Source organism: Phormidesmis sp. 146-12 (assembly GCF_052939495.1).
The window spans coordinates 106,579-118,162 of record NZ_JBJPHS010000003.1; the positions used below are offsets into that span (position 1 = coordinate 106,579).

The 11,584-nt window shown below is 47.7% G+C and carries 13 protein-coding genes; 8 read left to right on the forward strand and 5 right to left on the reverse strand.

All coding sequences use genetic code 11. The annotated features are described in order from the left end of the window. Positions 1 to 33: 33 nt before the first annotated feature. Positions 34 to 777 (reverse strand): GUN4 domain-containing protein, encoded by a 744-nt coding sequence (locus ACKFKF_RS02465; protein WP_446866226.1) that lies wholly within the window; start codon positions 775 to 777, stop codon positions 34 to 36. Positions 778 to 847: 70 nt separating this feature from the next. Then, complete coding sequence (locus ACKFKF_RS02470; RefSeq protein ID WP_446866227.1) at positions 848 to 1,219, reverse strand: hypothetical protein; 372 nt, start codon at positions 1,217 to 1,219, stop codon at positions 848 to 850. Positions 1,220 to 1,521: 302 nt separating this feature from the next. Here ACKFKF_RS02470 and ACKFKF_RS02475 point away from each other — a divergent pair, with 302 nt between their 5' ends. Next, complete coding sequence (locus tag ACKFKF_RS02475; RefSeq protein ID WP_446866228.1) at positions 1,522 to 3,120, forward strand: YcjF family protein; 1,599 nt, start codon at positions 1,522 to 1,524, stop codon at positions 3,118 to 3,120. Here ACKFKF_RS02475 and ACKFKF_RS02480 read toward each other — a convergent pair. Then, positions 3,049 to 3,255 carry a hypothetical protein gene (locus ACKFKF_RS02480; protein ID WP_446866229.1) on the reverse strand — a complete coding sequence of 69 codons (207 nt, stop codon included), beginning with the start codon at positions 3,253 to 3,255 and terminating at the stop codon, positions 3,049 to 3,051. The two genes, ACKFKF_RS02475 and ACKFKF_RS02480, sit on opposite strands and share 72 nt — an antisense overlap. A gap of 59 nt (positions 3,256 to 3,314) precedes the next feature. Between ACKFKF_RS02480 and ACKFKF_RS02485 the strand changes: the two genes are divergently transcribed. From ACKFKF_RS02485 to ACKFKF_RS02515, 7 genes are all read left to right on the forward strand, one after another. Further along, positions 3,315 to 4,148 carry a Uma2 family endonuclease gene (locus ACKFKF_RS02485; RefSeq protein ID WP_446866230.1) on the forward strand — a complete coding sequence of 278 codons (834 nt, stop codon included), beginning with the start codon at positions 3,315 to 3,317 and terminating at the stop codon, positions 4,146 to 4,148. A 98-nt stretch (positions 4,149 to 4,246) separates the two neighbouring features. After that, positions 4,247 to 5,104, forward strand: coding sequence for a Uma2 family endonuclease (locus ACKFKF_RS02490; RefSeq protein WP_446866231.1), 858 nt, complete (start codon positions 4,247 to 4,249; stop codon positions 5,102 to 5,104). Between the two features lie 114 nt (positions 5,105 to 5,218). Continuing rightward, positions 5,219 to 6,199: an ABC transporter ATP-binding protein gene (locus ACKFKF_RS02495; RefSeq protein ID WP_446866232.1), complete on the forward strand. Its 981-nt coding sequence runs from the start codon at positions 5,219 to 5,221 to the stop codon at positions 6,197 to 6,199. Between the two features lie 79 nt (positions 6,200 to 6,278). Next, the gene (locus ACKFKF_RS02500) at positions 6,279 to 6,842 is read left to right on the forward strand and encodes a GNAT family N-acetyltransferase (protein ID WP_446858531.1); all 564 of its coding nucleotides are present in this window, start codon (positions 6,279 to 6,281) and stop codon (positions 6,840 to 6,842) included. 119 nt (positions 6,843 to 6,961) lie between these two features. Next, positions 6,962 to 7,729, forward strand: coding sequence for an Rpn family recombination-promoting nuclease/putative transposase (locus tag ACKFKF_RS02505; RefSeq protein WP_446866233.1), 768 nt, complete (start codon positions 6,962 to 6,964; stop codon positions 7,727 to 7,729). A 197-nt stretch (positions 7,730 to 7,926) separates the two neighbouring features. After that, complete coding sequence (locus tag ACKFKF_RS02510) at positions 7,927 to 8,349, forward strand: fasciclin domain-containing protein (RefSeq protein ID WP_446866234.1); 423 nt, start codon at positions 7,927 to 7,929, stop codon at positions 8,347 to 8,349. 258 nt (positions 8,350 to 8,607) lie between these two features. Then, complete coding sequence (locus ACKFKF_RS02515; protein ID WP_446866235.1) at positions 8,608 to 9,861, forward strand: MFS transporter; 1,254 nt, start codon at positions 8,608 to 8,610, stop codon at positions 9,859 to 9,861. A gap of 172 nt (positions 9,862 to 10,033) precedes the next feature. Here ACKFKF_RS02515 and ACKFKF_RS02520 read toward each other — a convergent pair whose 3' ends face one another. Further along, on the reverse strand, positions 10,034 to 10,405 hold the full coding sequence (locus ACKFKF_RS02520; RefSeq protein ID WP_446866236.1) for a hypothetical protein: 372 nt from the start codon (positions 10,403 to 10,405) through the stop codon (positions 10,034 to 10,036). 230 nt (positions 10,406 to 10,635) lie between these two features. Next, positions 10,636 to 10,854, reverse strand: a complete 219-nt coding sequence (locus ACKFKF_RS02525) for a phage integrase N-terminal SAM-like domain-containing protein (protein ID WP_446866286.1) — start codon at positions 10,852 to 10,854, stop codon at positions 10,636 to 10,638. Positions 10,855 to 11,584: the final 730 nt, after the last annotated feature.

An 11,584-nucleotide genomic window follows, 5' to 3' on the forward strand; every position in this document is an offset into this window, starting at 1 on the left:
GATATTAGATATTTATTGCCAGATTATTTGAGCTTAGATGAGTTTTAGAAAAATCTCGTCAAATCTCCACAGCATGTAACCAGTCCAACCCTTGGTATAGCTTCGCCAGCCGCTCAACGCAAAGATATATTCTCTGGGCAAGCTACCTTTGACATTTTGAGCCTCGTAATTAAAAGCATCCCACGGAGACAACCACATATTATTGACGTACCAGTACACGGCTTTGCCAAACCTATTCTCACTCATTGTCTGGACAGATACCTCTGGAGATGACTTACAACCTAGACTATGCCAAATCTTACTCTGAACACTAAACCCAAAATAGCCATCACTATGTTGAGTCCATAATCTATCAATTGCAAGGAGAGACTGTGGAGATAGATTTTTGATATCATCTGGCTGCAACCACCCATCTTTTTCTCTATGCATCAACTCAAGCAGAAGTCGCTTTGTCTCAAGGTCAGCATCCTTCCATTTTTTTAATTCAAGTAGTTGCTGGAGTTTTTCACAATTTATACGTGGTTCAACAGGCTGTTTATGCTTAGGCGCTGGTGCTGCCTCAGCCTGAGTGACTTGAGGTTGATGAGATTTTAGAAATTCATAGGCAGCATTAATCTTCTTGATTTTGACTTCTGCTTTTTGTTGTAGCCTGGGATTGTCGCAAAAACGATCAGGATGCCAAACTAGAATTAAGTCTCTATATGCTTGTTTAATTTCAGCTTGAGTTGCTTCTGGTTCAATCTCAAGGGTTTGGAAGTAATGCGCGATATTTCCCATTCAGGGTTTCCTTTTCCAATGAGGTTCAATTTGGCTCTAGATACAGTAATTAAATTACAGCAGCATTTATTCAAGAGTTTTCGATGATGTATTTTTCAAGTTGAAGAATTGCTTGGTCAATTGCCATAATAATTCCATCAACCACATTCTTTTGTTCTTCTAGAGGTGCAAGTTGTTGAGCTAAAGCGCGGCGATCAGCATCACGATTTATAGTTTGAACAGTTCGTACAAAGCGACCAATGCTACCACCACCTCTGACCTTAGAGCCTTGTTGACGCACTTGGTCAGTGTATTCTGCGCGGATCACTTTTTGCTGTTGAGTCAATTCTCTTTTCACTAAAGCATATTCTTTTTTCTTGAGCTTCAACGCCTTGATCGCTATCTTGGCTTGTGCTAGTGACTGAGCCGAAATATTAATTCGACCATCATCTGCGATCGTCACAAAGTTATTTGAGTCAGGTAACATACTTCCGAATTTAGCAACTCGGTTCAGTATAACTTCTGCTCAGTGTCTTGGCTTTCAACTTCAAGTTGCCATAAAGACTAACAGATAGCTTTTAAAGTCTCACCAACCCAATTAAGTTAAACGGAGCGATCGAACTACTGATCAGAGCGAAGAAGCTAAAAATTAGCGCCCGTAGAAAATCATCCTTCAACTGAACCACGATCGATTTCACTCCTCAGCGTCTTTTTGATGGCGATCGATCACGCAAAATAGAGAAAGATTTCTATCGCCTCTTCGCTATGCCACTTCCTCGTCTTTTGACTTTGATTATTGGTCTGACGCTCATTTTGGGGCTGATGATTTGGCTGATTGATTCGCTGTCTCGATTGTCTTGGCAGTTGTCGTACTACCCATTTTTGGGACCGATGTTGATCTTCTTGATCACGGTGCTGATGGCGGTCTTGATTGGTACGTTTGTCTATTACTTTTTTTGGCTACCGAGACAGGCAAAGAAGCGTCGCCGTCCCATTCCCACCGTTTCACCCGTCAAGTCAGAGGCGGCAGAAGAAAATCTCAAAGCAGTGCGGCGACAGTTAAAGCAGATTCAAGACGAAGTGGTGCGGCGAGAACTGCTGAGTCGATCGCGAGAAATCGAACAAAATCTGGCTCGTGGCGAAATCAGAGTTGTGGTTTTTGGTACAGGTTCGTCGGGCAAAACGTCGGTGGTGAATGCGCTGATCGGGCGAATAGTGGGCAAAGTTGGGGCACCGATGGGGACGACCGAAGTGGGCGAAACTTACCGATTGCCCTTGAAGGGAGTCGATCGCGAGATCCTAATCACTGACACACCCGGAATTTTGGAAGCGGGGGCGGGAGGCAGCGATCGCGAAAAGTTAGCCCGTCGCTGGGCTGCTGAAGCCGACTTGTTAGTGTTTGTTTTAGACAACGATTTGCGTCAGTCAGAATACGATCCGTTGAAGTTGTTGGCGGAGATTGGCAAGCGATCGATGATTGTCTTGAATAAAGCAGATCTGTTTCCTGAAGAGGATTTAGAAGCGATTTTGGCGCGGTTGCGGGAGCGAGTTCGAGGCATCGTTCCTTCTAGGGATGTAATGGCGATCGCTGCGAATCCTCAACCGATCCGACTGGTGACAGGGGAAACGGTGCAGATGGATCAGGAGATCATGCCGTTGATTCGGCGGATGGCGGAGATTTTGCGATCGGAGGGCGACGATCTGTTAGCAGATAACATCCTCTTGCAGTCTCAGCGTCTCGGAGAAGATGCACGAGATCTTATCGATGAGCAACGACGAAAACAGGCGGACAAAATCGTCGATCGCTTCCAGTGGGTTGGGGCGGGCGTGGTTGCCGTCACGCCGTTACCTGTGGTGGATTTGTTGGCGACGGCGGCCGTTCATGCTCAGATGGTGGTCGAGATTGGCAAGGTGTATGGCTGTGAAATTAATCTAGAGCGAGGACGAGAGTTGGCGTTTTCTCTCGCAAAGACGCTGGTGAGTTTGGGTGTGGTGAGAGGGGCGATCGAGCTAGTCTCCAGAGCGTTGCAGTTGAGTGTGGGCGGCTTTTTGGTCGGTCGGGCGATTCAGGGTGTGAGTGCGGCTTATCTGACGCGAATTGCGGGCAAAAGCTTTATTGAATACTTTCGACAAAATCAGGACTGGGGCGACGGGGGCATTACTGAAGTGGTGCAGCGGCAGTTTCAACTCAATCGGCGGGATGAGTTTATCAAATCATTTGTGCAAGATGCGATCGCCAAAGTGGTTCGACCGCTGCAACTCGATGCCCACCTTGACGACGAGCCACGACCGCTAGAGATTGAGTCCGTTGCTCAGGAATTGTACAAGCGACCCTTTGAGGAAACCGTGGACGATTGGCGTTAGTTCGACGATCGGGGCAGGCAGCATTTCACCGCGAAAATCGAGCAGTTGTACGAGAACGAGATAGCCGATTCCCAAAAAGAGGGCGATTGCCCCTGTGAGATAGGCGACAAACTTCGATCGATCCATTGGTGTCACTGCTAAAAAAGGAACACTCAAAGTTTAAGCAAAATTAGTGAGCCAGCGCATCCAGATTTATGGATTGTAGATTAACGGCTAAAGTAACCTCAACCGCTAAACTAAAAGCAGCACTATTGGAGCCTACCGCAATGGTTCGTCTCGATGCTACTCCTATCCAACCGCCTATCGAGGATATGTCTCAGCCTCTTTTGGAGGACACCACGCCTGAACTTCAGGCGGAGATGGATTGGCCCGACGATGTTACTTTTCCTCCTACCAACCTCTACAGCGATGAGCCGCCCTTGGAAACCGACTTTCACCGCCGCCAAATTGACCTGCTGATTCGACTATTAGAATTCTGGTGGGGCGATCGTTCCGACTTCTACATTTCTGGCAACTTAACGGTCTACTACAACGAACAGCAGCTCAAAAAGCGAGACTTTCGCGGCCCCGATGTGTTTGTGGTGTTGGGAGCAGAGAAGCGCGATCGACGCAGTTGGGCAATCTGGGAAGAAGGCGGCAAGTATCCGAATGTGGTGATTGAGCTATTGTCGAGTTCGACGGCCACGGTCGATCGGGGCAAAAAGAAAGACTTGTATCAAGACGTGTGGCGGGTGCCAGAGTATTACTGGTTTCATCCCCAGACAATGGAGTTTGCAGGGTTTCGGTTGTTTGGCGGCACTTATGTGGAAATTACTCCAACCGAGAGCGGCAGACTGCCAAGCGAACAGTTGGGATTAGAGTTGGGCATTCACGACCAAAAGTTGCGCTGGTTCACCGCAGAAGGAGACTTGATTCCGCTGCCCGAACAGGCAGAAGGACAACGAGCAGATCAGGAACGTCAGGCGAAAGAGCGATTGGAGAACTATTTGCGATCGCAGGGCATCGACCCCAACCAACTGCCAGAGTAGACGATCGCCCCTGTGAGATGAGATAGGAACTTCGCGCCATTTTTCGCGCCATTTCTGGGTGTACTGCTCAAAGAACTGGATACTTAGATTCCAGACAAATGCGTCATCCCTCAACCGCTAAACTAAAAGCAGCGCTATTGGAGCCTACCGCGATGGTTCGTCTCGATGCTACTCCCATCCAACCGCCTATCGAGGATATGTCTCAGCCTCTTTTGGAGGACACCACGCCTGAACTTCAGGCGGAGATGGATTGGCCCGACGATGTTACTTTTCCTCCTACCAACCTCTACAGCGATGAGCCGCCCTTGGAAACCGACTTTCACCGCCGCCAAATTGACCTGCTGATTCGACTATTAGAATTCTGGTGGGGCGATCGTTCCGACTTCTACATTTCTGGCAACTTAACGGTCTACTACAACGAACAGCAGCTCAAAAAGCGAGACTTTCGCGGCCCCGATGTGTTTGTGGTGTTGGGAGCAGAGAAGCGCGATCGACGCAGTTGGGCAATCTGGGAAGAAGGCGGCAAGTATCCGAATGTGGTGATTGAGCTATTGTCGAGTTCGACGGCCACGGTCGATCGGGGCAAAAAGAAAGACTTGTATCAAGACGTGTGGCGGGTGCCAGAGTATTACTGGTTTCATCCCCAGACAATGGAATTTGCAGGATTTCAGTTATTAGGTGGGGTTTATGTCCCGATTGTACCGACCGAGAGCGGCAGACTGCCCAGTGAGCAATTGGGATTAGAACTGGGTATTCACGACCAAAAGTTGCGCTGGTTCACCGCAGAAGGGGACTTGATTCCGCTGCCCGAAGAGGCAGAGCGCCAGCAGGCAGACCAGGAACGTCAACGAGCAGACCAGGAACGTCAACGAGCAGACCAGGAACGTCAGGCGAAAGAGCGATTGGAGAACTATCTGCGATCGCAGGGCATCGACCCCAACCAACTACCAGAGTAAATGCTCAGAACTCAGTTTCCTAACTTAGAAGACTGCAAAAAAGACTGCAAAATCTAGTGAGAAGGACATCCGATAAAGTGTTTTAATATCACCTAGCCAATGAGACGAGAGACGATGGATACTGCTGTGGATTTACTGAGCGAACCTGCTGAAAACGATCGGGCGATCGTGATTCAGACGTTTGAGTTGAGCAAGGTCTATCGCACAGGGTTTTGGCTCAACCAGAAGATCGGATCGCTCAAGAAAGTGAGTCTGACAATCTATCAAGGCGAAACGTTTGGATTGCTCGGTCAAAATGGGGCTGGAAAAACCACGCTCTTAAAAACGCTGCTGGGGATTGTTAGACCGACATCGGGACGAGCCACCTTGCTGGGCGCGCCTTTGGGCGATCGATCCGTCAAACAACGAGTGGGCTATCTGCCCGAAAATCCTTATTTCTACGATTATTTGACGGGATGGGAGATTCTCAAATTTACGGCGGGACTGTTTGGAGTGCCGCGATCGATTCAAAAAAAACGCATTCCCGAACTGCTGGATCTGGTCGGACTCGCGCAATCTGCCGCCAAAAAAAAGCAACTCCGTCAATATTCCAAAGGAATGCTGCAACGAATTGGCATGGCGCAGGCGTTGATTAATGATCCTGAACTGGTGTTTTTGGATGAGCCAATGTCAGGACTCGATCCGCTCGGACGCTACCAAATTCGCGAAATTATTCTGTCGCTCAAGGCGCAGGGCAAAACGATTTTTTTTAACAGTCATGTGCTGTCGGATGTTGAGAAGGTGTGCGATCGCGTGGCGATTTTAGCTCAGGGTGAATTGATCTCGATCGGGTCACTCCAAGATCTGTTGGGAACTGCTGATACTTACCAAGTCGTCGTCAAAGGCGGAAATCCCGATATTCTCAAGCAGCGATTGGCAAATCTAGAATTTCAAGAAGGCAACTGGGTGGGGCATTTGCGCGGCGAACCTCAAGATTTTATTGCTAGTTTACGACTAATGAAGGCGCAGTTAATTTCAATTCATTTAGCTCGGCCTTCGTTAGAGGAATACTTTGTGCAGCAGTTAAAAGAAAGAGGCATTCATTCAAGTAGTTAGACAATAAATTGAGACAATAATTAAATTAGGAAGTGGTAGTCCTGGATATCTACTTCTTTAATAAACTTTTCTATTGAATATGGAAATCATCACCAAAAGGTTTCTGTTACGTGACTTTTCTCTAGAAGATGAGCCTAACTTTCTCGCCTATCATGCTGATCCGCAGTATGCACAATTCTGTGCGCCTACAGAAGTAGAACCTGATTATACAAGAGCGTTACTTCGTCTGTTTATTCAGTGGTCAGAAGAACAACCTCGCCGTAATTATCAACTTGCGATCGCTTCTCTCAAAAATCGGCAGGAGTTAGTTGGCTGCTGTGGTTTGCGTCAGGTGGGCGATGATGAGACAAAAGCAGAATTGGGCATTGAGTTAGCACCCCAATATTGGGGACGTTATCGTTATGCTATTGAAGTTGCCAGTCGTTTGATTGAGTTTGGTTTCTGTCATTTAGAGCTGCAAGAGATTGTAGGCTTTTCTATCGATGCCAATGTGCGAGTAACCCGCTTGGCACGTCGATATGGATTTGTAGCAGTCAAATCCCATCCAGGCGCAGATTGGATGCACGAGAAAGAATGGCACCAAATCGAGTGGCAACTTTTGCGGAAGCGATGGGAAGATCTGTCAGCCGAGGAAATGGCGTAGTTTGAATTGGAACTGGACTTCTCTCCTTTGAATGATGTGCGATCGCTCGTAATGAGCCTCCATCAAACTTGGACTCTTTCCAAAATCAAATTGGCATAGTCAGGTGTAAAATCTCCTCCATGTACGATGACACCTGCCGATTTCTTGCTGAACACTTTTCCACCGATTTTGCTAGTTGGCTGCTAGGAGAACCTATTGCGATGGCAGAATTGAAACCTTCTGAACTCTCCCTCGAACCCATTCGAGCAGATGCCATGATTCTGCTTCAGTCCGATCAATCCAGCCTCCACATCGAGTTTCAAACATTACCAAAGAAAAAAATTCCATTTCGGATGTTGGATTATCGCGTTCGCGGACATCGGCGCTATGACGACAAAACCATGCAGCAAGTGGTGATCTATCTAAAGTCCACCGCCTCAGAACTCGCCTATCAAACTAGCTTTACTCTAGAAAGCACCCGTCACGATTTTCAGGTAATTCGACTGTGGGAGCAACCCGTCTCACGGTTTCTTCAGTATCCTGGACTGCTTCCCTTTGCGGCACTAGGGCAGAGTGCTGATCCAGCAGAGATGTTGCGTCAGGCAACTCAAATTGTGGATCAGATTGAAGAACCTACGACTCAAGCAAATCTGATGGCAGCTTCAGCGATTCTAGCTGGGTTACGATTGGAGAAGGATGTAATTTATCGATTAGTGCGGAGGGATGTCATGCAAGAATCTGTGATTTACCGTTCGATTCAAGACGAAAAGATAAGGGAGATCGCTTGCAATCTTTTACGAGGAGGTGTAGATATCAGTCTCATTGCATCTTCAACAGGTTTATCAGTTGAGGAAGTCCGGCACCTTCAACAGCAAATTGGGCGTGAATCTCCTCAAAGCCAAGTTTGATCTGTGTGGCGATTAAGTCATCTCTAAGGAAGATTTTGAAATGAAACTCATGTACAGTACGATCGATGATTGCAAAGTAGCTGAAGACAGCTAATAGGCTTGCTTTCAATCTGGACTTCTCTCCTTTGAATGATGTGCGATCGCTCCCATTCCTTCTATTTCTTAACAAAGTAGGAATTCACAGGACGAAACACACCATGCTTGATTTACCTAATTTATTAGAGACTGCTAAAAGTGCTGGAAAGTTCAAAACGCTGGTTGCAGCCGTCGAAAAAACAGGATTTGCGCCTCTGCTAGAAAGCGATGAGTTTTTTACGGTGTTAGCGCCCGCGGACGAAGCGTTTGAGAAATTGCCAGAAGGAACTTTGGAATCACTTGATTTGCACACGCTTAAGCAAATTGTGGGCTATCACATCTTGTTTGGAGACGTGCGATCGGATGACCTGGTTCAAATCGAAGAAGCCGAAACGATGGAAGGATCAATTGTGGCGATCGAGCATGACGACAATGGTGTGACCGTCAACGACACAAAAGTTTTGCAAACCGATATTCTCAGCCACAACGGAACGATTCATGTGATTGATGGCGTGTTGATGCCTGCGATCATGTCGAGGAAGTAGGAAGTAGGAAGTAGGGATGAGGGATGAGGGATGAGGGATGAGGGATGAGGGATGAATCGTTGATTGGTTGTGTTTCTGAAGGCTTCTGGAGTTGAGAGGTGATTTGATGACATCGTTCAGCAACCCGAAGATAACACGATGTATCGGGAGTAAATTTCTGAACAACTACAACCAAACCCTTTCATCCCTCATCCCTCACCCTTCATCCCTCCAAACTTGTTATCCTAAACTCTTGCAGCTATCACAAGGACTGGAGCATTGAATACGATCGCAACTCTCGGCACGCAGACCAAGCGTAATCTGGGAGGGATGTTTACGGCGGGGCTGCTGTTTTGGGCGAGTTTGGCGAGTTTGTTGCCTGTTTTGCCGCCTTATGTGAAGTCGATCGGAGCTTCTAATCAACAGCTTGGACTGGTCATGGGAGCGTTTGCTGTCGGGTTGCTGGTGTTTCGGCCGATGTTGGGCAACATGTCTGACACTCGTGGCCGTAAGGTTGTGATGCTGATTGGGATTTCGGCGGCGGCGATCGCGCCCGTTTGCCATTTATTCACTCAGTCGCTCTTGTTGCTGATGGTGATTCGCGTCTTTCATGGCATCAGTATTGCAGCGTTTACGACGGCTTATAGTGCGCTGGTGGTGGATATCTCTCCGCCGCAAAATCGAGGTGAACTGATTGGCTACATGAGTTTGGTGAACCCGATCGGAATGGCGCTAGGTCCAGCAATGGGAGGGTATTTGCAGACTTGGCAGGGATTTGCGCCTGTGTTTTTGGTTTCTTCTGCTTTGGGTCTGATTAGTTTGATTTGTGCAGTTCAAATTGCCAGTCCTCCTTTGGCGGCGCGTTCTCAATTGGATGTTGGAGAAAAAGAAGCTTCGTTTTGGCAGGTGTTGTTGAGCGATCGCATTCGCATTCCTGCTCTTACGATGCTGCTAATCGGGTTAGCGTTTGGCACAATTGTCACTTTCATTCCTCTTTATATTGACGCGGCTGATGTTGATCTAAATTCGGGATTGTTTTATACGGCGGCAGCGGTGACGAGTTTTGTGGTGCGATTTGTCACGGGTCGAGCGTCCGATCACTATGGGCGAGGCATTTTTATCACGATCGGGCTGTCTTGTTATGGAGTCGCAATGTTGTTGTTGTGGCTGGCTCAAGATCGCACTTCATTTTTGTTGGCTGGGGCACTCGAAGGCATGGGGGGCGGAACATTTTTGCCGATTATGATTGCGCTGGTGGCCGATCGCTGTCAGCCTCACGAGCGGGGACGAATCTTTGGTCTGTTTATGGGCGGCTTTGATTTGGGGATTGCGTTGGCCGGGCCGATTTTGGGCATTGTGGCGGATCAGATGGGCTATCGCGGCTTGTTTGGAATGGGTACGATTTTGACGTTCGCGGCACTGACGGTTTTTACGACGATGTGTAGCAAAACGGTGGGGCAGTCGGTTCGATTTGCGATCGGGCAAGGCAAAGATGTATATGCAATTCCTCGATCGACGCTCACGGATTTGTAGGGCGATCTTCTAGGTCTCTGAATTTTCTAAACGCTTCGATTCGATCAAACTTTTTCGCTGCGGTGTTGAAGTCTTCTGCCCCCCAACCGCCCAATTCTGGCGGACTTTAAGACCAATTTGCGGTTCAAAGTCCCTCACTCGTGGGGGATTTGGGGGGCTTCCCAAGGACTCCCTAAAGTTGAATTGTCTTTTTGTTGTGCAATTCCTCCAAATGTATGAGTGAACCAGCGCCCATGACAATATCGAACTTCATTAGAGACCGTTGCACTTGATAGCCCGCTAACACGCGAATCACTTGATATTCAGTCGTTAAATCGCTCGTGCCATCCCATTTGAGATAGGCTAATTGACTTGATGCAATTTCACTCAATTGTTCAACGAATTCGTCAATACAATCTCTTACATCCGAGAGAATGCCAGAGGGCACAAAAATCAAACAGTCTTGCAAATCCAAGGTAACGGTGACTTGATATCGTCTCACTAACGAGCATTGCAACTCAAAGCTAAACGAAACCGAGTCAGAAAGGTGTCTCCTAACGGCCATGTTGTTTTGTCCTCTCTGGTTTAGTTCAAAGAGGATGGGAGCGCCGTTTCCCCGGCTGGGGAACTACACAGCAATGGCTCAAACGCTCCCCAGTGGTGTGAAGGGTATGCAGGATCTTGATTCCAACCTTTCAAGATCCCATCGCAAAGCAGACGTAGTACAATCATGAACGCCTCCGAAGTTAGTTCGTGTAACTTAGGTGGAAGTCCTCGGAGGTCTGATCGGCTAAATCAGATTTCCGGGGCGTGATCTCCACCTGCGGACATCTTACACAGATTTTTGATTTTTTGGAATACCCCATTTTTTGGAGAAACGTTAATCAGGCATTTGGGGATCGACTCGTTCCTTGTACCTTCCGTTTTAGTCAAGACACAGAGCGCCTGGTTTTGAGTAGAGGCAGAAACTTGCTCTGAGACTGTCAGATGATTAAGAAAAGCTTCAATGTCTATAGTGTTTCAGACGAATGGCATCACGAACTTGGTCAAGCAGTTTTTTAGGGGCGCGGTTCCATAAAGGAGTCTCGGAGAAGTTAGATAGTATTAAAGTACTAAATACCACCATAATCAACTACAAAGATTTCTTGAAGTTATCGAATTATTTCCTAGCCCAAAGATATTATGTTGATGCAAGCGTAATTCTGCCTAACTTCCCAATTTGGGGTGTTGTACAGAATCTTGTCTGTCCTAATCTCAGATTTGAGGAGTTATCCGAAAGTTTTTCAGCCTAATCGCCCCCTTGGGAGGGTTAGCCAGACAATTTTCAGTCTAATCACCCGAATCAGGGAGGTTAAATCGATCAGATCAGTCTAAACACAAGTTGGGCAGCCTCTCGCGGTGAGCGCAAAGATACAGGCTTCTCTCGTTCAACTCGTTGTTTCGAGAGTTCCGCGTGTAGTTTGCTTCGTTGATGGTGGGTTCGTCGATAGCGGTGCTGCAAAGATTCTTCGTCATGTTGCGCGAAGCATTTCTCGTTCAGTGCGAAGAAGCTCCCCAACACGTCGGTGCAGCGGACTGATTTGCCCTTCTCGTCTGCGTTTCGGGTGTGATCTATAGCCGCTGACCTTTGCCGTTAGACCTCACGACCCCGTGATCAATACACGCGGGTTACCAAATTACTGATGACTGGACAAATGCTGAGGCTTTACAATAAGGGTATGTAGGTCAAGCAATCCATCTAGGG

Bases quoted from the DNA above. Each gene is read 5' to 3' on its own strand.
- ACKFKF_RS02465 (WP_446866226.1), bottom strand. From the start codon at position 777: ATGGGAAATATCGCGCATTACTTCCAAACCCTTGAGATTGAACCAGAA.
- ACKFKF_RS02520 (WP_446866236.1), bottom strand. From the start codon at position 10,405: ATGGCCGTTAGGAGACACCTTTCTGACTCGGTTTCGTTTAGCTTTGAG.
- ACKFKF_RS02510 (WP_446866234.1), top strand. From the start codon at position 7,927: ATGCTTGATTTACCTAATTTATTAGAGACTGCTAAAAGTGCTGGAAAG.
- ACKFKF_RS02485 (WP_446866230.1), top strand. From the start codon at position 3,315: ATGGATTGTAGATTAACGGCTAAAGTAACCTCAACCGCTAAACTAAAA.
- ACKFKF_RS02505 (WP_446866233.1), top strand. From the start codon at position 6,962: ATGTACGATGACACCTGCCGATTTCTTGCTGAACACTTTTCCACCGAT.
- ACKFKF_RS02475 (WP_446866228.1), top strand. From the start codon at position 1,522: ATGCCACTTCCTCGTCTTTTGACTTTGATTATTGGTCTGACGCTCATT.
- ACKFKF_RS02490 (WP_446866231.1), top strand. From the start codon at position 4,247: ATGCGTCATCCCTCAACCGCTAAACTAAAAGCAGCGCTATTGGAGCCT.
- ACKFKF_RS02500 (WP_446858531.1), top strand. From the start codon at position 6,279: ATGGAAATCATCACCAAAAGGTTTCTGTTACGTGACTTTTCTCTAGAA.
- ACKFKF_RS02495 (WP_446866232.1), top strand. From the start codon at position 5,219: ATGGATACTGCTGTGGATTTACTGAGCGAACCTGCTGAAAACGATCGG.